Raw genomic sequence first — 23,380 nt, forward strand, 5'->3', positions numbered from 1 at the left:
TTGGCGCCGGCTTCGATGGCCCCTTCGATGCCGGTGCTGCCCGCACCGTCTGTGCTGTCTGGAAGAGTGGACTTCTCGGTCATGATGTCAGTCGCGTTTCGTGATGTCAGGCGTCTAGCCGGCAGATTGAAGCGGTGAGGTCACCCGGCTCGCAAGCTCGGGCGCAATGGCGGAAAGCGGCAGGATCGCGCGCGCGGCACCGAGCGCGGCGGCCGCCTTCGGCATGCCGTACACGGCGCTCGTCGCCTCGTCCTGCGCAATGGTGTGCCACCCCTTGGCGCGCATCGCCTTCAAACCGATCGCGCCGTCACGCCCCATGCCAGTGAGCAGCACGCCGATCGCATCGCCCGCCCAATGCTCGACGAGGCTGTGAAAGAACGTATCCACCGAGGGACGGTATGGCGTGTCGGCCGGCTCGCGCGTGTACGTGAGCGCGCCGGTCGCCGTGATGCGCAAGTGATCGTTGGTCGCGGCGAGCAACGCGCAGCCCGGCGCGGGGCGCTCGCCTTCGCGCGCGATGCGCACGGCGAGCGGCGTCTGGCCGTCGAGCCACGCAGCCATGCCCTCGGCGAACGACCGGTCCACGTGCTGCACGATCACGACGCCCGCGCCGAAATTGGCCGGCAGCCCACCGAGCACCGCGGCGAGCGCGCTGGGGCCGCCCGCCGATGCGCCGATCGCGACGATGGGCGCGCTCGGGCCGCCGGGCAACCTGACGGCCGGCGTGCGCGCCGCCGCATCGAGCGCGCCCGAAAAGCGGCCGATCTGCTCGATCTTCGCGAGCAGCAGGTCCATGGTGCGGCGCGCATCGGAGCCGGCCAGCGTAGGCGTGTCCACGGCATCGAGCGCGCCCGCGCCCATCGCCTCGTATACGCGCCAGGCGTTCGCGCCCACGCTGGTCGTGACGATCAGGATCGGGCACGGCGAGCGCGCCATGATCTGGCGCGTGGCCTCGACGCCGTCGAGCTTCGGCATCACCAGATCCATGAGGACCACGTCGGGCACCTGCGCCGCGCAGAACTGCACGGCCTCCTCGCCGTTCGCGGCGACCCACAGCACGCGATGGCCGGGCCGTTTCGCAATGGCCTGACGCAGCGTTTCGACGGCTAGCGGCATATCGTTGGCGATACCGATCTTCATCCCGTCGCCTCTCCGATCAGGTCGTGTACGGCGTCGAGCAGCGCCTCGTCGTGGAAGCTGCCCTTGGTCAGATAGTAGTCGGCGCCCGCGTCGAGGCCGCGACGCCGGTCGTCCTCGCGGTCCTTGTACGAGACGATCATCACGGGCACGTTGCGGTGCTGCGCGTCGCCCTTGATCATCGTGACGAGTTCGATGCCGTCCATGCGCGGCATGTCCACGTCGGTGATCACGAGGTCGAAGTGGGCGTTGCGCCAGGTGTTCCAGCCGTCCATGCCGTCCACTGCCACCGTGACCTCGTAGCCGCGCTTTTCGAGCAGCTTGCGCTCCAGCTCCCGCACCGTCAACGAGTCCTCGACAACGAGAACGCGCTTGCGCGCGCGCACCGTTGCGTGCGTGCCGCGCGCCACGCCCGCGAGCTGCCCGTCGTGCACGAGACGCGCGACCGACGCCACGATGTCCTCCACATCGACGATGAGCGCAACCTCGCCGTCGTCGAGCAATGCTGCTGCCGAGACGTTGCGCACCTTGCCGAGGCGCGCGTCGAGCGGCTGCACGGCGAGCGTGCGTTCGCCCGCGAAGCGATCCACGGCCACGCCATAGAGGCCCGCCTCGCTGCCCACCAGGACGACGTTCACGTCTTCCGCGGCCATGGGCTCGGCGCCCGCGCCGAGCAGCTGGCGCGCCGTCACGAGACTCACGGGGCGCCCTTCGAAAGCGATGTGCTGCTGGCCTTCGAGCGTTTCGATCGCGCTGCGCGGCACGCTGAGCGCGCGCCGAACATGCGCGAGCGGGAATGCATAGGCTTCGCCCGCAACCTCGACGATCAGGCTGCGCACGACCGAGAGCGTGAGCGGCAGTTGCAGCACGAAGCGCGTGCCTTGCCCACCGGCGCTCTCGATGCGTACGGTCCCGCGCACGGCCTTCACGAAGTTCTGCACGGCGTCGAGGCCCACGCCGCGGCCCGACACGTCGGTGACGGTGTCGCGCAGCGAGAAGCCCGGCAGCAGCAGAAAATCGAACAGCTCGGCATCGGACATCGCGGCAACGGCCTCGGCCTGAGCGAGCCCGCGCGCGACGACGCTCGCGCGAAGCGCGTCAAGATCGATGCCCCTGCCGTCGTCGCCCACCGCGATCAGCAGCTTGCCCGCGCTATGGCGCGCTTCGAGCGTGAGGCGCGCGTCCTCGGGCTTGCCCGCGCGGCGCCTCGTTTCGGAGTCCTCGATACCGTGATCGATCGCGTTGCGCAGCAAGTGGCCGAGCGGCGCATCGAGCATTTCGAGGATATCGCGGTCCACCTGCGTCGCTTCGCCAACGATGGTGAAACGCACACGCTTGCCGAGCGAGCGCGCAAGGTCGCGCACGACGCGCGGATACGCGTGCGCCATGTCGCCAAACGGGCGCATGCGGCATTGCAGGGCCTCGTCGTAGAGGCGCTGCGCGAGCTGCGTGCCGCGCCGATCGATGCGATCGGCGTCGTCGTATCGTTCGGTTAACTGATGATCGAGGGAAACGAGTGCATCGCGGATGCTCGAGAGCATGGCGCGCGCGGCAGCGTCCAGCCGGTCCGCGTGACGCTCCTGAAACTGCCCCAGCGCCGCGAGCACTTCGCCCTGCGCGCGGCGCGTGCGCAACAGGCCTTCCGCGAACGGACGCATGCGGCGCGACTCCACGAGCGATTCGCCCGCGAAGCCGAGCAACCGGTCGAACGTCCCGGCGCGTACGCGCAGCATGCGCTCGGTATCGGCCGAACGAGGTTGCGAGAGTAGCGCCGACGCGGCCGGTTCGGCAGCTTCGTACGGTTCGACGGCTGCGGGCTCGATGCTCACGGGCTCCGGGTCGGGTAACCGCAGCGACGCCGCCAGCGCGGCGATGCCATCGGGCTCGCGAGTGTGCTCCGGCGTCACGGAATCTGGCAGCGCCGAGCTCCTCAGCCGGGCGGCGAATCCCTCGACCGCCTCGCGCGAAAGCGGCGCCACCGAGGCGTCGCCCGCCGCGCTCAGCAAGTCGATGCCGACGAGCAGCGCATCGATGCGCAGCGCGTCGATGCGCAATTCGCCGCGCTGCGCGGCCACGAAGCAGTCCTCCATCGCGCTCGCCACGGCTACCGCTTCCGGCAGTCCGACGATGCGCGCCGCGCCCTTGAGCGAATGCGTGGCGCGCATGCACGCTTCGAGCGTCGCCGCATCGTCGGGCGCGGCTTCGAGCGCGAGCAGGCCCGCAGACAGCGTGCGAGTTTGCGTCTGCGCCTCTTCGTGGAACAGATCGAGAAGCGAGCGGCGGCTCAGTTCGTCGTCGCTCATCGCAAACTCCTCGCCAGTACATCGAACAGCGCCTCGCTGTCCAGCACCCCCACCGAGTGCCCGCGCCAGTGAGCCACGCCGCGCACGTGCCGCCCGCTCGATTGCGCGAGCGTGGCGGGAGCGGGCAGCAGCGTGTCCGCGCCGAAGCTCGCCACGCCTTCGACCGCATCGACGGGAAATGCCGTTGCCGCGCCGTCCCATTCGGTCAGGATGAGGCGCGGCGTGGCGGCGCGCTGCTGGGCGCCCTGCGCGGCCGGCTCGATATGCAGCAGCGCGGCCAGCGACACCGCGAGCGTGAGCACGCCGCGCACGTTCACCACGCCGAGCACGGCGGCGCTGCGCCGGTGCGGGAGCGTATGGATGTCGCGCGCTTCTTCCACGTGGCGCAGCACCGTGGCGGGCAGCGCAAGCCACTCGGCGCCCACGCGAAACACGAGCGAGCCTTGCGTGCGAGCGTGATTGTCTGCCTGGTTGCGCGCTTCATCGCGTGCACTCTCGTGCGTCCGATAGCCTGCGCGGCGGTCGGCAAGCGCACGCGCGGACTGCGCCGCCGCAGATGAGCCGGGCGGCGCGGGCCGGTCGAGCATGCGCGCCGCCGCGTTTTCAAACACCGCGCAATTGAGGCAGCGCACGCAAGTTTCGAGGCGCGGGCATGACTTGTCGCCGAGCGTTCCGATCACTTTCCAGCACGTCTGAAGCGGCGCGCCCGCGAGCCCCGCTTCCTGCCGATCCTGCGTAAGGTCGTGCTCAGGCATGCGTGCCTCCTGCATGCGGTGCGTCCCGCTCAGTCATTGCGTCCGCCGCGCGCTGCGCACGTCGCATCAGGCGGTGCGCGCCATCGGCGTCGCCCTGCACTTCGAGCAGCGCGGCCAGATGCGTGAGTGCTTCGTAGTGCGAAGGTTCCAGATAGATGGCCTTGCGATAGTGCGCGAGCGCTTCAGCGGCACGCCCCTGCGCGTCGGCGATCAGGCCGAGCAGGTACCAGGTGCCGGCGTTCTGCGCCAACGCCTTCGCCGCTTGCGCGGCGAGGCGTTCGGCTTCGTCGAGCGAGCCTGCGTCGGCAAGACGCCGCGCGTCGGCGAGCGCGGCCTCGGCCGTGCGCTCGCCAGCGTGCGAGGCGGTTGGCGCACCGCTCGCCGCCTGCGCACCCATCATCGTCGCGAGGCGTGGGACCGGTGCGTCGTGCAAGGGCCGCAGCGCGAGGCGCAGCGGCGCGGGCCGGCGCGCCGCCTCGGCCAGCGCCGTGAAGACGGGCGCGCTGCTGGGCGCGGGCGCCACGGCCAGCGCGGCGATCGCCGGCAGCGGCGTGAGCTCTCGCGCGGGCATGACGGGCGCGCCGTCCGCCGACCCGGGACGAACGGACTTCGCTTGCGCTTCGGGCTCGCGAAATCCGAACGCGAGCGGAATGGACGCGGACGCCATCTCGTGCCGCATCATCAGCCCGGTTTCCGCCGGTCCGACGAAGATCATGCCGCCATCCGCGAGCCGCGCGCGCAGCAGACCCATGGCGCGGTCCTGCGCGCCGCGCTCGAAATAGATCAGGACGTTGCGGCAAAAAATGAAATCGTAGCGCACGGGATGCTGCGCCAGCCAGTCGAACAGGTTCGCGCGCTCGAACGTCACGGCGCGCCGCACCGTCGCCGAGATGCGCCAGCCGCCCGGCGTCGACTCGAAGCAGCGCTCGCGAAACGCGAGGCCTTCGCCGCGAAATGCATTGCGGCCATAGGTGCCGAGCGCGGCCGCCGCAATGGACTGCGCGCTGATGTCGATCGCGTCGATGGCGAACTGCTCGTGCGCGAGACCCGCGTCGAGCAGCGCCATGGCCGCAGAATACGGCTCTTCGCCGCTGGAGCACGGCGCGCTCAGCACGCGCAGCACTTCGCCCGGCCGCGCGGCGAGCCGTTTCGCGGCAAGGCGCGCCAGCGCCGCGAAAGCCTCGCGCTCGCGAAAGAACCAGGTCTCCGGCACCACGAGCGAATCGATCAACGCCTGACGCTCGGCCGGCACGGCCATGAGGCGCTCCCAGTACGCTTCGCGCGCCCATTCGGGCAGCATCGCGCCGCTCGTCCATTCTTTGCGCAGCGAGGCTGCGTGCGGGGCGTGAGCATCGTGGGCATCGGCCGCGACTGTCGCTGCCGCGCTCGCGCCCACTGCGCGCGCGAGCGCATGGGCGCCGAGCGATTCGGCATCGATGCCGGTTTCGTCGAGCAGCCAGGCAGCCAGACGCGGATCGGCCTGCGTCATGGCGCGCCTCCGGCTTTCGGCACGTCCGTGGCTTGCGCGGGCGCGCCTTGCCACGAAGGCGGATCGGGGAAGAGCAGCGCACGCACGCGCGCATCGAGCAGTTGCGCGACTTTCACCCACTGCACGAAACCGTGCTCGTCGCGCGCGACGGGACCGAGCCAGCGTGCCTCGGGCGTGGCGATGCCGCCTTCGGCAAAGCGCTCGGGCGCAATGGACTGTGTGCGCGTCGCGCATTCGAGCAGCAGCGCGAGCCGGCGCGGCGGCGCGCAAGATCCGGCGTCGTCGCCCTGGTCATGCACGAGCACGAGCCGCGTGGACATGAGCGCGCGCGCGGGCCGCCCGAGCGCGAGCATCGACAGATCGACCACGGGCACGGGCGCGCCCTCGTAATCGATCACGCCGGCGATATACGCGGGCGTGCCCGGAAACGCGCGCACGGGCGCGAGCGGCAGCACGTGCACGATCTCGCGGGCGTCGAGCGCGTAGCGTTCGCCGTCGAGTTCGAACAACAGGAAGAGCATCCCCGCTCCCCTGTCACGCCTCGATCCGGAACCGCGACACGCCGGTGCGCAGTTCGTTGGCGACGAGCGTGAGATTGTCGATGGCCTGCGACGACTGGCGCAGCGACTCTGCAGTCTGCTGGGCGGCTTCGGAAAGCTGCGTGAGCGCCTGGGTGATCTGCTCGGCACTCGTGGCCTGCGCCTGCATGCCGTCGTTCACGACCTGGAAGCGCGGCGCGAGCGTCTGCACCGCGCCGATGATCTGCGAGAGCTGCACGCTCACGGCCTGCACGTCGTGCATGCCGCGGCGCACTTCCTCGGCGAACTTGTCCATGCCCATCACGCCCGCCGAGACGGCCGACTGGATCTCCTTCACGGTCTGCTCGATGTCGTACGTCGCCACGGCCGTCTGGTCGGCAAGGCGGCGGATTTCGGTGGCGACCACGGCGAAGCCGCGCCCGTACTCGCCCGCCTTCTCCGCCTCGATCGCCGCGTTCAGCGAAAGCAGGTTGGTCTGGTCGGCCACCTTCGTGATCGTCGCGACGACCTGGTTGATGCTCACGGCCTTCTCGTTGAGGATGGCGAGCTTCGCGTTCACCGAGCCCGCCGCCTCCATCACGCTGCGCATGGTGTCTTCCATCTGCGTGAGGCCGCTCTGGCTCGTGCTGGCGAGCCCCGCCGACTGCTCGGCCACCGTCGCCACTTCGTTCATGGTGCGCACGAGGTCGCGCGCCGTCGCGAAAATCTCGCGCGAGGTCGCGCCGATCTCGGTCGTCGTGGCCGCCGTCTCGCTCGCCGTGGCCTGTTGCTCCTTCGAGGTCGCGGCCACTTCGGCCACCGAGGTCGTGACCTGCAGCGACGACTTCTGCGCTTGCGCCACGAGGCTCGCGAGCTCGTCGCTCATGCGGTTGAAGCCATCCTCCAGCACGCCGAACTCGTCGCCGCGGTTCAGTTGCAGGCGCTGCGCAAAGTTGCCGGTGCGCATCGAGTCGTGCACTTCCACGAGTCGTGCCATCGGCACGGTGATCGCGCGATGGAGCGCGTAGCCGGTGGCGAGCGCGGCGAGCAGCACGACGCCCAGCGCCGTGGCGAGCGTGATCTCCGTGCCCGTGACCGAGTTGCGGATGGTCTGCGCGGACTCGTCGGCCTGCTGACGGTTCTCGTCGACGAGCGCGTTGGCCACGGCGACCACGTCCTGCCACGCGGGCCCGATCTGCAGGAAGGCGGCCTGCGCGGCCTGGCGCGAGCCGGGCAATTGGCTTGCCGCCGCCTTCAGCATCGGCAGATAGCGCGCGTAAGCGTCGCGAAAGCGCTGGAAGTGCTCGCGGTCGTCGGCGCGAAAGAGCGTGCGCTGATACTCGCTCGAGGTTTTCTCGACCTGCGCAATGGCCGTCAGCAGCGCGGCGAGGTCGCGCGCCACGGCGTCAGGATCGGCGTCGACGAAGGCCGCTCGCTCGACGAGGCTATTGGTTTCTCGGGCAGCGGCACGCATCGAGGTCGCGTAGAAGAGCCCCGGCACGGAGTCGCGCGTGAGACTGAGCGCTTCGCTGTCGATGGCGCGCAGGCGGTCCCACGAGATGGCGGCCATGGCGAGCATCAGCACGAACAGCAGGCCGAAGCTGAGCACGATGCGCGTGCCGAGGGTGAAGCGACCCTGGGTCTTGCGCGGCAGGCCGGCGTGGCCGGATCGGGGCATGGCGGTACTCATTACGCTAAGGGCTCTCCGGTGGCGGACCGCCGTAGTGTAATGGGTTTGCTCACTTTTTTGGGATTAGAAAATCGGCCGGACGGCCGCGCCGATTGGGCCTTCGGGCGAATATAGAGACGAAACTTTGGGCACCGCGGGAAGAACTTGGGCGCGCGGACGCGGGCCGGCCCGGCGCGCATGCGCGGCGCATCGGCGGGGAGACTCGACGCTTGCTGCGCCGACGACGCGCCCACAGCGGCCCCCTTGGGCGGCCCCCCTCGGCGGCCCCCCTTACTTCTTGACGAAGCGCAGCGTGGCGTCGACGACCATCTCGCGGTGGCGTGCGCGCAGGCGCGGATGCGACGGGTCGCGCCCGAACGCCGCGCCGAACGTGTGGCGGTTGCCCACGCGGTGAAAGCACATCGAGCTGATGAGCAGATGGAGGTCGATGGGATCGATGTCGTCGCGGAACGCGCCGCTCGCCACGCCGCGCGCGAGCAGGTCTTCGATCGTGCGGATCGCGCTCGCGTTGCGGCTGCGGAACGTCTTCAGGCGCTCGATGTACTTCGCGCCGTGAATGTTCTCGATCGTCACGAGGCGCACGAAGTCGCGATGACGGTCGTGATAGTCGAAGGTGAATTCAACGAGCCGCCGCAAGCCTTCCACGGGATCCAGTTCGTCGATGTGCAGGTCGAGTTCGAGCGCGCGGATGTCGCCGTAGACCTTGTCGAGCACCGCTTCGTACAGCCCTTCCTTGCTGCCGAAGTAGTAATACAGCATGCGCTTGGTCGTGTTGGTGCGCTCGGCGATCGCGTCCACGCGCGCGCCGGAGAGACCCATTGCCGAGAATTCGGCCGTCGCGACTTCGAGGATATTGCGCCTGGTCTGCTCGGGATCGTACTTGCGCCGGCTTTCCGATTGAGCATCGTTGCGTTCGGCCGAGGCCGCCGGTCTTGCCATGTTTATTGTGGCCCGCAGCAGGAAAGGAATGCGGGCGATTCTAGCATGGCGGGCGCGGCGCGCCGGTGAGGCGCCGCGCCGCGCAACCCCGCTGAAAAGCCGCCCGGGAAGCGGCGTTCGAGCCTTACAGTTCGATCCGCTTGATGTCGCCGACGATGAAGATATAGGAGGCTGCGCCGATCAGCGCGATCACGCCGATGAACACGAGCGCCCACACGAACGACCCGGTCGCGCCCACGATCAGGCCCACGACCAGCGGCGTCACGATACCCGCGAGGTTGGCCGCGAAGTTGAAGATGCCGCCCGTGAGACCGAGCATGCCGGCCGGCGCGATGTCCGAGACGAGCGTCCAGCCGAGCGCGGCCATGCCCTGCGCGAAGAACGCCACCGAGAGAATCGCGATCACGGCCACATTGCTCTCGACGAAGTTCGCGAGAATGATGCTCGAGGCGAGCAGCAGCCCGGCGATGATCGGCAGCTTGCGCGCCACGTTGGCGGAGACGCCCCGGCGCAGCATCCAGTCGGAGAACGTGCCGCCGAACATCACGCCGACCGACGCGGCGATGAACGGCATGATCGCGAAGAAACCGATCTTGAGCCAGCCCATGTGGCGTTCGGTGGCGAGGTAAGTCGGGAACCACGTGAGGAAGAACACCAGCGTGGAGTTGCCCGCGAACTGCCCGAGGCAGATGCCTGCAAGCTGACGGCGGCGCAGGAGCTGGCCGGCCATGCGCCAGTCGAAGCCCTGCTTCTTCGTCTGCGCTTGCGCATCGGCCTTGCGCTCGTGGCGCGCGAGGCCGCCGCCCGCCTCGATGTAATCGAGTTCGGCGCGGTTGGCCCCCGGATGCTCGTGCGGCTCGCGATACCGGAACCACCACACCACGCCGAACGCGATGCCGGCGGCGCCGACCACATAGAACAGCGAGCGCCAGCCGTAGGCGCCCATCAGCGCGAAGAGGAAGGGGCTGAAGAACGCGAGGCCGATGTACTCGCCCACGGTGTAAGTGCCCGTGGCGAATGCGCGCTCGCCTTGCGGGAACCACGTGGCGACTACGCGGCTATTCGTCGGAAAGCACGGCGACTCTGCCGCGCCGAGGCCCAGGCGGCACGCGAACAACGCCCCAATGCCGTTGACGAGGCCCTGCGCAAGCGTGAACAGCGACCAGAGCGTGATCGAGAGCCAGTAGGTGAGCTTGCTGCCGAAGCGATCGAGAAACAGGCCGCCCGGAATCTGCGCGACCACATAGCTCCAGGAAAACGCCGAGAACACGACGCCCATGAGCGCCGCATTGATGCCAAGCTCCTTGGTGAGCTGCGGCGCGGCGATGCCGAGCACGGTGCGATCGAGGTAATTGATCATCGTGCCGACGGCCAGCAGGCCGAGGATGCCGTAGCGGGCCTTCGAGCGGCGCATCGCGCCCTCGGCGGGCGTCGCGGCGGAAAGCGTTGACGCGTCGCCGCGTCCCGTGGATAGCGGTGGTGCCATGTCTGTCTCCTGGTGTTGGCCGGAGCTGGCGCTTTCACGCAGACTCCGTGCCCATACAAAGCTCGTTTGTTATTCGCCGGCGTTTGCCGCCAGCATGGACTGCAGATGCGCATACACGCGTTCCGCGTCGGGCTCGACACCCGTGAACAGCCGGAACGCGTCCACTGCCTGGTACACCGCCATCCCGCCGCCGCTCAGCGTGCGGCAGCCGCGCGCCTCGGCCGCTTCGAGCAGCGCCGTGCGAATCGGGAAATAGACGATGTCCGCCACCCACAGCCGCTCGTGCAGATACTCCGCGGGCAGCGGCAGGCCGGGCAGCTTCGCCATGCCGGTCGGCGTGGCGTGGATCAGGCCGGTGGCGTGCAGGAGCACGTCTCGCAAGTCACCGCCCGCGCGCACGCGCGCAGCCGGGAAACGCGCCTGCAGTTCGGCGGCGAGGGACGCGGCGCGCGCCGCGTCCACGTCGAACAGCGTGAGCGCCTTCGCGCCCATCTGCAGCGCCGCGTGCGCGACCGCCGCGCCCGCGCCACCCGCACCCAGTTGCACGACCGCTTCGAGCGAGACGTCGGGCAAGCCGCGCCGGAACGCGCGCGCGAAACCCGACCAGTCGGTGTTGTGGCCGATGCGCTTGCCGTCGCGCAAGAGCACCGTGTTCACGGCGCCGAGCGCGCGGGCGTCGTCGGAGAGTTCGTCGAGCAGTTCGATCACGGCCTGCTTGCAGGGGTACGTGATGTTGAGGCCGTCGAAGCCCATGCGCTCGGCGGCGAGCAGCAGCTCGGGCAGCGCGGCGGGCGTGAGCTCGAGCGCTTCGAGATCGATGCGCCGGTAAACATAGTTGAAGCCGAGTTCGCGGCCCTCTTTCTCGTGCATCGCGGGCGTGAGCGAGGCGCCGATGCCCGAGCCGATCAGGCCGCACAGAAACGACTGCTTGCTCGCGCGCGCGCCCAGTGGGCTTTTTTCAGCGGAATTGCCGGCGCTCATTTCGCCACCTTTTTCGCGAGCAGCGTGGCCATGCGCTCCAGCGCGAGCACATACCCCTGCGTGCCGCAGCCGACGATGATGCCCTCCGCAATGGGCGAAACAAACGAATGGTGCCGGAACGCCTCGCGCTTGTGCACGTTCGAAATATGGACTTCGATCACGGGCTTCGCGATGGCGGAAAGCGCATCGGCGATCGCGACCGACGTATGCGTATAAGCCGCCGGATTGATGACGATACCGTCCACACGCGTACGCGCTTCATGAAGCCAGTCGATCAGCTGATGCTCGGCGTTCGACTGGCGAAAATCAATCTCGAGCCCAAGACGCGCCGCCGCTTCGCGGCACAGGCCCGCAACGTCATCCAATGTTTGCGCACCGTAGATCGCGGGTTCCCGCGTTCCCAGCAGATTCAGGTTCGGTCCGTTCAGGACCAGCACCGAAGGCATTCCCATTACTCACGCTCCAGTTTGACGACCGGCACGGCGCATGCCGATGAACCCTTGCATGCCCTCACCGCATGGTCGCCAGTGTGCCGCGAAGCGGGGCAACGGTCACCCTGGGGTTTGCGAGAATTTGTACTAACTAGTTAGTTTGGCGTATTCTTCGGACACTCCAGCGGCAAGTGTGTCTGCAGCGCGCTGGTTGGCTCAGTGGCTACGCCACGCCGCGCCGCTGACCCGCACCCTTTTCAATGCCGTTGCCGCAGTCATCCCCGTAGTGGTCACACTCATGTCCAACACGCCCCAAGTCCCCTCTCGCCCGCTGCGCCGCTCCATCGCCACGGTGTCGATCAGCGGCACACTCGCCGAAAAGCTCGCGGCCATCCGCGCCGCCGGCTTCGACGCAGTCGAGATCTTCGAGAACGACCTGCTCTATTTCGAAGGTTCGCCAGCCGACGTGCGCCGCATGGCCGCCGATCTCGGGCTCGATATCGTGCTGTACCAGCCGTTTCGCGATTTCGAGGGTGTCGCGCCCGAACGCCTCGCGCGCAACCTCGAACGCGTGAAGCGCAAGTTCGATGTCATGCATCAGCTGGGCACGGACCGTTTGCTGGTGTGCAGCAACGTCTCGCCCGAAGCGATCTGCGACGACGGCCTCGCCGCCGAACAGCTTGGCGCACTGGCACGCGCAGCCGGCGAAGCGGGCGTGACGATCTGCTATGAGGCGCTCGCGTGGGGGCGCCACGTGCGTACTTATGGGCATGCGTGGCGACTCGTCAACACGGTCAATCATGCGAACCTGACGCTCGCGCTGGACAGCTTCCACACGCTCTCGCTCGACGACGCGCCCGACGGCATCGGCGCGATCCCGGGCGAGCGCATCGGCTTCGTGCAGATCGCCGACGCACCGCGCATGCAGATGGACGTGCTCGAATGGAGCCGGCACTATCGCTGCTTCCCGGGACAGGGCGATTTCGCGCTCGCCGACTTCACGGCACAGGTCGTGAAGAGCGGTTATACGGGTCCGCTGTCACTCGAAATTTTCAACGACGGTTTTCGCGGCGCGCCGCCCGCCGCCACGGCCGCCGACGGTCATCGCTCGCTCCTGCTGCTCGAGGAACTCACGCGCGAGGCGCTACAAGCCGGGCATATCGAGGCAAGCACGCTCTACAACCCGAGCGCGGCGCCCGCGAATGCACAGTGGCAGTTCCTCGAATTCGCCGTGGACGACACGGCGCGCGCGCACGTGGCCAACTGGCTCGAAAAGCTGCACTTTCGCCGCGCCGGCCAGCATCGCTCGAAGGACGTGACGCTCTATCGGCATGGTTCAGCGGCCATCGTGCTCAATGCCGAGCCCGACTCGTTCGCCGATGCCTTTTTCCAGCGCCATGGGCTCTCGCTCTGCGCCTCGGCATTGCGCGTGGACGACGCACGTCTCGCGCTCGAACGCGCCAGCGGTTTCGGCTATCAGCCGTTCTCGGGCCGCGTGGGTCCGAATGAACGCGTGGTGCCCGCCGTGCAAGCGCCGGACGGCAGTCTTAACTATTTCGTTCACGAGCAGCCCGGCGAGCCCACGCTATTCGAAGCCGATTTCTCGCTCACCGAGATCGACGGTCCTGTCGAAGTCGGCCCGATCGCGGGCATCGATCATGTGAGCCTGTCACTTCCGGCGGGTTCGTTCGACACGTGGGTACTGTTTCTGAAGACGGTGTTCGGGCTCGAAGCGACGCCCGCCGTGCTGTTGCCCGACCCGTACGGGCTCGTGCGCAGCCGCGCGCTCATGAGCCGCGACCGCGGGCTGCGTGTCGTGCTCAACGCCTCGGTGGACCAGCACACGGCCGCCGCGGAAACCGTGCGCGCCTACCACGGCACCGGCCTGAACCACGTGGCGTTCAGCACTGGCGACATCTTCCGTGCGGTGACCGAATTCGAGTCGGCAGGCGTGCCGCTCCTGCGCGTGCCCGCGAACTACTACGACGATCTCGACGCACGCCACGCGCTCGATCCTGAATTCCTCGATGCCCTGCGCGAGCACAACCTGCTCTACGACCGCGACGAGCGCGGCGGCGAGTTCCTGCACGCCTACACCGAAACGCTCGACCAGCGCTTCTTCCTGGAAATCGTGGTGCGGCGTGGCGGCTACGACGGTTACGGCGCCGCCAACGCCGCCGTGCGCCTCGCGGCGCAGGCGCGCCAGCGCGCGCTCGCTGCAAGGGAGGCCCACGACCCGCCGCAATGACCCGCATGCAATCGCGCCGCAGACCCCTTCTCGCACAATGAGCGCGCTTTCGCGCGCTTCGCTCGCCGCAGCGCGCTCCAAACGGATGCGGCGTAATAAAGCATAAGATAAGCAGTCCATATTTAAACGGAGACACGACGATGAAGAAAGCAGGCCTTGGCACGTTCCTCGCAGCTAGCGCCGCGCTTGTGACCCACTCCGCGTTCGCGCAGAGCAGCGTCACGCTTTACGGCGCCGTCGACGACGCTATCACCTACGTCAACAACCAGAACGGTCACTCGAACGTCTACCTGCGCCAGGGGAACCTGTATGCGTCGAAGTTCGGCCTGCAAGGCAAGGAGGATCTCGGCGGCGGCACGTTCGCGATCTTCGACCTCCAGAACGGCTTCGATCTCAACAGCGGCGCGCTGTCGTCGAGCGGTCTGATCTTCAACCGCCAGGCCTACGTGGGCCTGCAGAACCAGAACGTGGGTACGCTCACGGCGGGCCGCCAGTACACGCCGTATTACCTCTTCGTCGGGCCCCTCACGGGCAGCGCCTGGCTCACCGGCGCGACCGGCGCGCACCCCGGCGATATCGACGGTCTCGACACGACCATACGCATCAACAACTCGGCCACGTACACCTCGCCGATCTGGTACGGCGTACAGGCGAGCGCGATGTACGCGCTCGGCGGCATTGCGGGCAGCACAGGAAAGGGCCAGACGTGGAGCGCCGCGCTGCGCTATTCCAGCGGCCCGCTGAGCCTGGCGGCGGCCTACCTGCGCATGGATAACGCACAGCAGACGGCCGGTTTCGACGCCTCGTCCACGGGCAGTTTCGGCAAGTCGTCGCTGAACACGGGCTACGTTTCGGCGCGCGCGGTCCAGCACATCGCCGCGGCCGGCAACTATACGCTGGGCAGCCTGACCCTCGGCGCGTCGTACTCCAACGTCCAGTACATGGCGGGCGGCAAGTCGATCTTCCACGATACGGCCATCTTCAACACCTGGGCGGCCCTTGCGGTGTATCGCTTCACGCCGGCCTTCGACGTGGGCGGCGGCTTCGCCTGGACGCTCGCTTCCCAGGCCAACGGCATCACGAGCGCAGCGCGCTATCAGCAGTATTCGCTCAAGGAGTCGTACCACCTCTCCAAGCGCACCACGCTCTACGCGCTCCAGGCGTACCAGCACGCGGGCGGCCAGACGCTCGGCGCGAACGGCGCGGGCAACATCGTCAACGCGAGCCCGGCCGTGGGCGACTCGCAGAACGCCACGCCTTCGTCCACGCGCTCGCAGTTCGTCGGCATGGCCGGCATCGCGCTGCTGTTCTGATGAACCTTTGGGAGGCGGCCGCTCGCCCCCGGCCGCACATCCTCGACGCCGCGGCACGGCGCTGAGTACACTCGCGGATATCGTCTCAACGAACCCGCGAACTCACCGTGCCGCCTCCCGTTCCCGCCGTCAGCCCCCGCCTGCGCAGCCGGCTGCGCACGCTTGCCAGAACCCAGCCGAGGGCTGTCGAGCGCACCTACGACACGCTGCTTTCGCTCGAAGGCTATAGCGTGCTTTCCGCGGCGGCCCGCAAGGACATCTTCTCGTCGATCACTTTTTCGGCTGGCCTGTGGTTCCAGTGCCTGCTCGACGGCGCGCCGCCCGGCCCCGATGTCATGGACCAGATCGCAGCGTTCGCGCGCCGCCGCGTGCATCAGAACGTGCCGTTGCGCTCGCTGCTACGCGCATTTCGTCTTGGGGCGCGCGAGCTTTGGCGCACCTGCACGGAACTGGCGGAGGCCGAACCGGCGCTCGCCCATGAGTTGCTGTTCGACATTTCGCCGTATCTGCTCGATTACTTCGATGCGATGGCCGAGCATATCGCCGAGGCGTATCTCGACGAGCAGCACCAGCAGGCGCGCTGGCGCGGCTCGCTGCTGCAGCAGCTCTACGACCTCGTATTCCATGCCCCCGACGACGCCGCGCGCTTTCGCGAAACCGTCGAAGCACTCGGCCTCGACGCCACGCTGCCGCGCATCGCGCTCGCCGTCGATCTGGACTTGCGCGACCACGCGCCCTCGGTGCGTGAGGATGCGCTCGACCGCTTCGCGCTGGGCGCCGCGCGTCACTTCGATTCGAAGCCCGATGCGCTCGTGCGCGTGTGGCACCGCGAACGGCTCGTGTTCTGGCTGCCGTGCGTGCGCGGCGATTCGATGACACGCAACGATCAGCGCGTGGCCGAGCAGGCGGCCGCGCTCGCGCGTGCCGAGCCGCGCGTGCGCAGCATCGGCATCGGGCTCATGAACGAAGGCGCGCACGGCTGGGCGGCCTCGGTGGAAGAAGCGCTCAAGGCCGTGGACTTCGCGCCGCGCGGCAGCGGCGCGGACGACGATAGCGAAAGCGGCAACGAAGCTGGCAACATGGTGCGCGTGCACCGGTTTTCGTCGATTGCCATCGAAGAAAGCGTGCGCAGCAGCGCCAATGTGCTGCGCTATCTCGTCTCGCTAGCCGAGCAACTGGCGACGGAGGCGGACCTGCTCGCCACGCTCGAAGCGTGGTTCGCGAGCGGGCAGCGCCGGCGCCAGACGGCCGAGGCGTTAGGCGTGCATCCGAACACGCTCGATTATCGGCTGGAGCGTATCGAAACCCTGCTCGGCGCGAAGCTCGACAATGCCCACTGGATTGCGAGGCTGGATATCGCGCTCAAGCTGCGCGGCGCGACACAGGGCTCGGAGCGCGATGCAAGGAAGAAGGAGAAGGGGCGCGTCGCGGCGAAGAAAGCGAAGCGCGCGGCACGCTGAACGATGCGGCGCGCTGCGCTCACGTTAGCCCGCGTCGCGTAACTCCCGGCGCAGAATCTTGCCCACGTTGGACTTCGGCAGCGCCTCGACGAAGCTCACCACGCGCGGCACCTTGTACGCCGCGAGCTGGGCGCGGCAATGCGCGATCACGTCCTGCTCGCTCAGCACCGCCTCGCGCGCGGGCACCACGAACACACGCACGGCCTCGCCGCTGCGCTCGTCGGCCACGCCCACGCACGCGCACTCGGCCACGCCCGGCAGCGCGGTCACGACCGCCTCGATTTCGTTCGGGTACACGTTGAAGCCCGAAACGAGGATCATGTCCTTCGATCGATCGACGATGCGCAGAAAGCCGCGCTCGTCGAACATGCCCACGTCGCCGGTGCGAAAGTAACCGTCTTCCGTAAAAGCCGCGCGCGTGGCCTCGGGCTGGTTCCAGTAGCCTTGCATCACCTGCGGTCCCTTCACGCAGATCTCGCCCGCCTCGCCGGGCGCTGCCTCCACGCCTTCGTTGATCAGCTTCACGTGCGTGGACGGCACCGGCAGCCCCGTCGTGCCCGTGAAGCGGTCGACGCTCGCGGGGTTGAACGACAGCACGGGACTCGTCTCCGAAAGTCCGTAGCCCTCGCGGATGAAGCCGCCGGTAATCTCCTGCCAGCGGGCCGAAACCGTGGGAATGATGGCCGCGCCACCACCGCCTGCGAGCCGCAGGCGCGAAAAATCGACCTCGCCGATGCGCGGATGCGCAACAAGCCCCGCATAGAGCGTATTCACGCCCATGAAGCTCGTGGGGCGCGCGGCCTTGAAGACGTCGATGAGGCCGTCGAGATCGCGCGCGTTGGCAACGAGCCAGTTCTCCGCGCCGATCGAGAAATAGACGATGAGGTTCACCGTGAGCGCGAAGATGTGATAGAGCGGCAGCGCCGTCACGACCACCTCCTCGCCCGGCGTCATGAAGCCCGGCATGAAGGTCTTGAACTGCTCGACGTTGGCGACGAGGTTGCGATGCGTGAGCAGCGCGCCCTTGGAAAGCCCGGTCGTGCCGCCCGTGTATTGCAGGAAGAGCGGATCGTCGCCGCACAATGCGGGCGCTTCGAACGGCAGCGCAGCGCCTTGCGCGAGCGCCGCCGCGAACGATCCGGACTGCGGCGCGTGCTCGCCGCCCGCGCTCGTGCAATCGGCTGCACCGACGCTCAGCACGGTCTTGACCGCCGTATTCGCCTGGATCGACGCGAACGTGGGCAGTGCGCCTTCGAACACCACGAGCGTTTGCGCGCCCGAGTCCACCAGCTGGTGCTGAAGCTCGCGCGGCGTATACAGCGGATTCACGTTCACCTGCACCGCGCCGGCCCGCACGATGCCGATGAGCGCAATGGGAAACGCCAGCACGTTCGGCAACATCACGGCGACGCGGTCGCCCTTCTTCACGCCCGCATGCTGAAGCCAGGCGGCGAAATCGCTCGAGAGGCGATCGACGTCGGCGTAGCTCAGCGTCTGTCCGCCCGCGCGCAAAGCGGGCCGCTGCGCGTGCTCGCGCATCGCGCTTTCGAACAGATGCGCGAGCGATGGATGCAGATCGGGATCGATGGTGGCGGGGATATCGCCGTAGCTGGCGAGCCAGGGGGCATTCAACACGTTCGTCTCCATGAATTAGTTTGGCCGCTATCGGGTTTGCTGGCCCGGCGCCGCGTTTCATGCCCATGCTACGGCGTTGCACGCGCCTGGAGAACTGGGAAAGCGGATAAGGTCATTGTGAAAAGTCACAAAGTACGCGGGGCGCGAGCGTGACCGGTATGCGCATTGTCTCGCGTGGACGCTTCGTTCAAGAGGTCTACCCAGACCGTCCGGCAAACCAGCTTGCGACTAAGCCTTGACTGCGCAAGCCAGCACGCAGCACATGGGAACCCGCAGTTCCCCGGCATCGGTCAGATACGCCTGCGCATCGTGGGCGACGGCCTGTTCGATCGATGCCAGCGCGGCCGGCGTTTGCGCGTGCAGCATCGCGGCGAACCGGACGCCGCCACGCACGAGCGCGTGAAACGGCGTATCCGGCGCATGTAGCACCAGAGTCTGGTCCATCTCCCGCACTTCCGGCTGGACGAACCCGGCTTCGAGCAATGCGTGCCTTGATTCCCCCCAATCGCTGAACCGGAAGAAAGGAGGCCCCGGTGGAACGGGCACATCGGTCGTCCCGTGCTTCTCGATGGCCTTTAACACCATGCCGATGCCGACGGCTTTCTCTGGCGCTGCGCAGACCGTAAAAGCAATGCTGCCGCCTGGCTGCAGGACCCGAAACGCCTCTGCTAGCGCGCGCTCAGGATGCTGAAAATGCTCCATCCCGAAACTGACGCCCACTGCATCAAAGCTTTCGTCGGGAAACGGCAGATCCTCCGCGTCGCCGATACGGAATTCGAGCCCCGGAAAAACGCGCCTCGCCTTTTCGACCATCGCGAACGAGAAATCCACACCGGCGACGTCCGCACCGCGACGCCTCGCTGCGGCAGCGAGGTAGCCAGGCCCGGATGCGACGTCGAGAAAACGCGTGCCGCGCCCGACACGTAGCGCCTCGAGCATCGCGTGGTTCGACTGGGCAGTCAGATCACTGAAGTACGTGTCATAGGCTTGTGCGACACGCTCCCAACCTTCGTGCTCGAATGCGCTGAAGTCGGCTGGTCCTGCTGGTCCCATCTTTGCCTCCACTCTTTCGACACCTGGCGCATGCAGCGCAGCGTTCATGTTCCTCGCAAGGACGATGTCCGGCTATCGGGAAACAATCCAGGCAGGTGATTTCTCTTTAGAACGGCTTTGTGGTGCAGGGCACCAAGAAGGCTTGCCCAGCACCGCCGGACGAGCGCTTCTGGACTACGCTTGTATCTGTTGCTGTCTTGCAAAAATCGAGGCAGCACCTGATTTTGGCGCTATAGTTAAAGTGGTTTCTCAAGTTCCGGTTGCAGCGCAAAAAAAGGGTCGCACGCGAAGGCGACCGGTCGTTGGCGTTTGCAAACCTCAGGCGAATGGGCGGCGCAAGTACCAGGTGTAGGGGAGCAGCAGATGAGAACCATCAAGGCGCAGTCACTGCGGTACCAGGTTGAGAAATGGCTCGCCCCGACTACGCCGGTGCACGTGACCGCCTTCGGTCATACCGGGTGGGGCGGAACCCGCTATGCGTGCGTGGAGACCTGTCTGCCGACGGGGCTGCACGCGCTGTTCTTCTTCCTGCATGACGACGGTTACTGGAACGTGTTTCCGCCCGTGGCGGACGCGACACAGCAGCGTGTGCAACGCACTGGCACATACGGTTAAAGCTCGCTGCGCCGGACGGCAAGATTATGAGCCAGCACGCCATTCGTTCGTGGCATGCTTCAAAACGCCTTCTACTTCTCGCGCACCAACGCTTGAATGCTCTCCATGCAGGCCGTGAACCCGGGATTGTCGTCCAGCTTCATCTGCTTGAGGTCCGTCAAAACGGCCTCGAATCGCTCTTTTCGACTGTCCCTCTTGATGTCAGCAATCTTTTGCCGCATCTTCGCGAAGTCATCAAACGCTTTATCGCTTGCAGGAGCCTGCTTGATGATTGCTTCAACAACGTCCTCGATGCGGCCCAATTGCTGTCCGTAGCTGACCTGGCTCACAATCGCCCGCTCGGCCGCCGGATTGCCGGAATTTTTCTCGTTGATCACGAGGCCGTTGAACGTCCACGGGTTGATAGCTTGCTGAAGCTGCTTGGGCGCGTAGCAAAAGGAGTCAGCAATCTCCTTCATCCAGCCGAGGAGAAACATAGGCCACGCGGCTCCGTTTTCCGGCGCCGTAGAAGTCATGAAACCTCCTGAAATCGTTGCAGGCCGCACACGTGCGCTTGTGGGGGCCAACGCCATCCACAGTCCTGTAGGCACCATAAGAAAGCAGAGGCGGTCTTGCTGCTTCTTGTCGGCTTCGCTATTTGAATCGTCTGAATAGCACGAAACTGTTCGGAAGCGCACATTCAACCGGCGCCGGTGGCAAGGAATTCGCGCTTGCACCTTGAGTGGGGACCAACGTTCGGGCGCGATGACGAGACGGTCGACACACTCGCTTGCACGCTTCTTAGCGCACTACAAGTGCTTACAAATCTCACATTGTTCCGGTGCACCGCGATGCCGGCTGCGGCGTTCTTGCTCACACCCATCAACGGAGCACGACATGAGCACCAATCTCTCTTCCGGTTCAGAGCAGCGTAGCCGCATCCACCCTTTGGTTGCCGGCGCAGCCGTGGCGGTCATCCTCGCCAGCGCTACAGGGATTGCGGCGATGACGGGCATTCTTCCGACGTCCCGAGCCGTGACGGTCCCCCCGACGCAAGCCGTTCCGGTCGCCGAACCAGGCGCGGGCGCAGCGGCCACTACGCAAATAGCCAGCGCACCGGTCGCTTCGCCGCAACCGAACATGGAGCAGCGCGTGACCCGGGAGGAAGCCCCCGCCCAGCCACGCGTCCATCATCACCATAGCGCGCCAGTCGAGCAACCCAAGAGGTATGCGAACAACGATGCAGATCGGCCGTATGCGCAACCCGCACCGAGACCCGCCGCCGTTGACCCGAACGCCGGCGAAGTCGTTGCCGTCAATACGGTCCAGGAGCCCGAGCCGACAACGGGTCTCGGGGCCGTGGGCGGCGCAGTCGCCGGTGGGCTGCTGGGAAATCAGGTCGGCGGAGGACGCGGTCGCGTGCTGGCAACGATCGGTGGCGCCGTCGCCGGCGGCCTTGCAGGCAATGGCATCGAGCATGCCGTACGCAAGGCGACGAGCTACCAGGTGCAGGTCAGGATGCAGGACGGCAGCTACCGGAACTTCAACTATTCGACGCAACCAGCGGTCCAGGTCGGCGAGCGCGTTCATGTCTCGGGTGACACCCTGAGCGCGTCGTAACCCATCACCTTCACGCGAACGTGAGCCTTGCTTCGGCGTTGTGTCGCTCAGGCGCACGACATGACCTGCACCATCTGCTCGAGCTGCCTGACGATATGAAGCGCGCGGAATAAAGAGCGGGCGGTGGATGAAGATCTGTAACGACGCTCCGCCGCCGTCCGCCCAACACTCAAAGCAAGGAGAAAACCGCATGAAAATGGAACCGTTCCGCTTTGGAACGACCGACTGGGCGAGTGTCGGGCCCACTCAACATAAGGGTGAAACGGGCACGGCCATCTGGCGCACCCGCTTTTTCGGAAGCGAGGCCAATCCGATTCGCGTGCGCATGGTCGAATACTCGCCGGGCTACCTCGCGGATCACTGGTGCAAGAAGGGGCACATTCTGTTCTGCCTCGAAGGCGAACTCGAAACCACGCTCGACGACGGGCGCAAGTTCGTGCTCACGCCGGGCATGAGCTACCAGGTGGGCGACGACGCCGAGGCGCACCAGTCGTACACGCGCACCGGCGCCAGGCTTTTCGTAGTCGATTGAAGACGGGCGGGCGCAAGCGCCGCTTTAGCGCAGCGCGCCGAGATCGGCGTCGAGGCGCTTGCGCAGATCGCGCACCACGCGCGCCGCGGGAACGAGCCACCAGGTGGGCGCCGCCACCGAGAAGTCATACGCGAGCGCGGTTTGCGCGGCCCCGGACCGGCGCGCCTGGCAGCGAAACGTGACGGTGTGGCGCCGCGTGGCCGCGTGCGAGCCAGGCGAGAACCGCATCGTGGCGCGCAAGGCGAAGTGCGAGTCGTCGGGGGCGGCCTCGCACGATTCAACGCTCCACTCGACGCCATAGTGCGTTTCGTAGCGCAACGCCGCGTTCACGCGCCGGCGTGTTTCATCGGCAGGCAAAGCCACCGGATGCTCGCTGCCCGCCCGCCCCGCGCGGTATAGCGTGCGCTGCGACCAGCCCCAACCGAACGCCAGCACCAGTCCGGCCGCCACCAGACCCCACTGCAACACATGCGCGAGCCATCGCCCGGCCTCGAAGCGCGCGAGCGGCGCGAGCAGCAAGCCCACGACCAGATGTGCGACGACGAAAACGACGATGCAGACGAAGACGCTCGCGGAGAGCGTGAGGAGCCAGCCGCGCGACGGATCGTCGAGCCTGGCGAACAGGAACTCGCGCATGCCGCCGGGATGTGAGGACATGTCAACGGCCTCTGACGGGGGTTCGGCCTGCGCCTCGTGCGCCTCGCGGGCCTCGTGCTCCTTGTCGCGCATCGCCGCGAGTTCGCCGTGCAGCGCGTCTCGCTCGGCCTTCATGCGCCGGATATCCTCGAGCGTGCGCGTGCGCTCGGCGCGCAGTCCATCGAGTTCGGCGCGCACGCGCTCGCGTTGCGCCACCAGCGATTGCATCTGCGCGTGCAGTTGATCGGCCTGCGCGACGCTCAGCGCCGAGCGGCTCACCGGCGGTGCATGGTGCACGGACCAGTACGCCTCCAGCAGCTCGCGAGCCTCCTTCACGCGTTTGAACTGCTCGTCGGCCCAGCGCATCGAGGCGGCCGTGGGATGCCGCCATTTGTCGGGATGCAGAATCTGCGCGAGATGGCGATAGCGGTGCTTGACGTCCGCCTCGCTCGCGCCCGGCTCCAGGTCGAGCCGGTAGTAGAGGCGGTCGTAATCCACGGGTCGGTAGTCGCGGCCGGGCATGACCTTGCTGGATTCGTTGACGGAGGGCGGCTTGCGAC

The 23,380-nt window shown here is 67.1% G+C and carries 20 protein-coding genes; 6 read left to right on the forward strand and 14 right to left on the reverse strand.

The window, feature by feature from the left end:
- Nucleotides 1–114: 114 nt before the first annotated feature.
- From cheB to aroQ, 10 genes are all read right to left on the reverse strand, one after another.
- A complete protein-coding gene (gene cheB, locus BMI01S_RS15705) occupies nt 115–1,140 on the reverse strand; it encodes a chemotaxis response regulator protein-glutamate methylesterase (protein ID WP_028231013.1) in 1,026 nt (341 codons plus the stop codon).
- A complete protein-coding gene (locus BMI01S_RS15710; RefSeq protein WP_028231014.1) occupies nt 1,137–3,440 on the reverse strand; it encodes a hybrid sensor histidine kinase/response regulator in 2,304 nt (767 codons plus the stop codon). The genes cheB and BMI01S_RS15710 overlap by 4 nt, the downstream gene beginning before the upstream one ends.
- Entirely contained in the window at nt 3,437–4,195 is a 759-nt protein-coding gene (locus BMI01S_RS15715) for a chemotaxis protein CheW (RefSeq protein WP_028231015.1), read from the reverse strand. The genes BMI01S_RS15710 and BMI01S_RS15715 overlap by 4 nt, the downstream gene beginning before the upstream one ends.
- A complete protein-coding gene (locus tag BMI01S_RS15720; protein ID WP_042289737.1) occupies nt 4,188–5,684 on the reverse strand; it encodes a CheR family methyltransferase in 1,497 nt (498 codons plus the stop codon). The genes BMI01S_RS15715 and BMI01S_RS15720 overlap by 8 nt, the downstream gene beginning before the upstream one ends.
- Complete coding sequence (locus BMI01S_RS15725) at nt 5,681–6,205, reverse strand: chemotaxis protein CheW (protein WP_042289739.1); 525 nt, start codon at nt 6,203–6,205, stop codon at nt 5,681–5,683. Before BMI01S_RS15725 ends, BMI01S_RS15720 begins: the two co-directional genes overlap by 4 nt.
- Before the next feature lie 13 nt (nt 6,206–6,218).
- Nucleotides 6,219–7,892 (reverse strand): methyl-accepting chemotaxis protein, encoded by a 1,674-nt coding sequence (locus BMI01S_RS15730; protein WP_028212773.1) that lies wholly within the window; start codon nt 7,890–7,892, stop codon nt 6,219–6,221.
- A 270-nt stretch (nt 7,893–8,162) separates the two neighbouring features.
- Complete coding sequence (locus BMI01S_RS15735; RefSeq protein WP_028212774.1) at nt 8,163–8,831, reverse strand: TetR/AcrR family transcriptional regulator; 669 nt, start codon at nt 8,829–8,831, stop codon at nt 8,163–8,165.
- Nucleotides 8,832–8,955: 124 nt separating this feature from the next.
- Nucleotides 8,956–10,245: an MFS transporter gene (locus tag BMI01S_RS15740; RefSeq protein ID WP_238327923.1), complete on the reverse strand. Its 1,290-nt coding sequence runs from the start codon at nt 10,243–10,245 to the stop codon at nt 8,956–8,958.
- A 141-nt stretch (nt 10,246–10,386) separates the two neighbouring features.
- The gene (locus tag BMI01S_RS15745; RefSeq protein WP_036019447.1) at nt 10,387–11,298 is read right to left on the reverse strand and encodes a shikimate dehydrogenase; all 912 of its coding nucleotides are present in this window, start codon (nt 11,296–11,298) and stop codon (nt 10,387–10,389) included.
- A complete protein-coding gene (gene aroQ, locus BMI01S_RS15750; RefSeq protein ID WP_028212776.1) occupies nt 11,295–11,750 on the reverse strand; it encodes a type II 3-dehydroquinate dehydratase in 456 nt (151 codons plus the stop codon). The genes BMI01S_RS15745 and aroQ overlap by 4 nt, the downstream gene beginning before the upstream one ends.
- Before the next feature lie 310 nt (nt 11,751–12,060).
- On the opposite strand from aroQ, the gene BMI01S_RS15755 reads away from it, so the two are divergent.
- The 3 genes from BMI01S_RS15755 (at nt 12,061) to BMI01S_RS15765 (ending at nt 16,750) form a co-directional block, all read left to right on the forward strand.
- A complete protein-coding gene (locus BMI01S_RS15755) occupies nt 12,061–13,977 on the forward strand; it encodes a bifunctional sugar phosphate isomerase/epimerase/4-hydroxyphenylpyruvate dioxygenase family protein (RefSeq protein ID WP_036044990.1) in 1,917 nt (638 codons plus the stop codon).
- A gap of 140 nt (nt 13,978–14,117) precedes the next feature.
- The gene (locus BMI01S_RS15760; RefSeq protein ID WP_028212777.1) at nt 14,118–15,290 is read left to right on the forward strand and encodes a porin; all 1,173 of its coding nucleotides are present in this window, start codon (nt 14,118–14,120) and stop codon (nt 15,288–15,290) included.
- Between the two features lie 107 nt (nt 15,291–15,397).
- Nucleotides 15,398–16,750, forward strand: a complete 1,353-nt coding sequence (locus tag BMI01S_RS15765) for a PucR family transcriptional regulator (RefSeq protein WP_063619597.1) — start codon at nt 15,398–15,400, stop codon at nt 16,748–16,750.
- Nucleotides 16,751–16,774: 24 nt separating this feature from the next.
- On the opposite strand, the gene BMI01S_RS15770 is transcribed toward BMI01S_RS15765, so the two are convergent.
- Both BMI01S_RS15770 and BMI01S_RS15775 read right to left on the reverse strand, forming a co-directional pair.
- Complete coding sequence (locus BMI01S_RS15770; protein ID WP_081723411.1) at nt 16,775–18,397, reverse strand: AMP-binding protein; 1,623 nt, start codon at nt 18,395–18,397, stop codon at nt 16,775–16,777.
- A gap of 216 nt (nt 18,398–18,613) precedes the next feature.
- Nucleotides 18,614–19,438, reverse strand: a complete 825-nt coding sequence (locus tag BMI01S_RS15775) for a class I SAM-dependent methyltransferase (protein WP_028231018.1) — start codon at nt 19,436–19,438, stop codon at nt 18,614–18,616.
- Nucleotides 19,439–19,801: 363 nt separating this feature from the next.
- Between BMI01S_RS15775 and BMI01S_RS15780 the strand changes: the two genes are divergently transcribed.
- Nucleotides 19,802–20,053, forward strand: coding sequence for a hypothetical protein (locus tag BMI01S_RS15780; protein ID WP_028212780.1), 252 nt, complete (start codon nt 19,802–19,804; stop codon nt 20,051–20,053).
- Nucleotides 20,054–20,124: 71 nt separating this feature from the next.
- Here the strand turns inward: BMI01S_RS15780 and BMI01S_RS15785 are convergent, their stop codons facing one another.
- Complete coding sequence (locus BMI01S_RS15785) at nt 20,125–20,568, reverse strand: hypothetical protein (RefSeq protein WP_036019448.1); 444 nt, start codon at nt 20,566–20,568, stop codon at nt 20,125–20,127.
- Between the two features lie 361 nt (nt 20,569–20,929).
- On the opposite strand from BMI01S_RS15785, the gene BMI01S_RS15790 reads away from it, so the two are divergent.
- Both BMI01S_RS15790 and BMI01S_RS15795 read left to right on the forward strand, forming a co-directional pair.
- The gene (locus tag BMI01S_RS15790; protein ID WP_028212781.1) at nt 20,930–21,652 is read left to right on the forward strand and encodes a glycine zipper 2TM domain-containing protein; all 723 of its coding nucleotides are present in this window, start codon (nt 20,930–20,932) and stop codon (nt 21,650–21,652) included.
- 190 nt (nt 21,653–21,842) lie between these two features.
- Nucleotides 21,843–22,184 (forward strand): DHCW motif cupin fold protein, encoded by a 342-nt coding sequence (locus tag BMI01S_RS15795; RefSeq protein WP_028212782.1) that lies wholly within the window; start codon nt 21,843–21,845, stop codon nt 22,182–22,184.
- Between the two features lie 24 nt (nt 22,185–22,208).
- Here BMI01S_RS15795 and BMI01S_RS15800 read toward each other — a convergent pair whose 3' ends face one another.
- Nucleotides 22,209–23,342 carry a J domain-containing protein gene (locus BMI01S_RS15800; protein ID WP_028231019.1) on the reverse strand — a complete coding sequence of 378 codons (1,134 nt, stop codon included), beginning with the start codon at nt 23,340–23,342 and terminating at the stop codon, nt 22,209–22,211.
- Nucleotides 23,343–23,380: the final 38 nt, after the last annotated feature.

This window comes from Paraburkholderia mimosarum LMG 23256 = NBRC 106338 (genome assembly GCF_000739815.1).
Taxonomy (GTDB): Bacteria; Pseudomonadota; Gammaproteobacteria; order Burkholderiales; family Burkholderiaceae; genus Paraburkholderia; species Paraburkholderia mimosarum.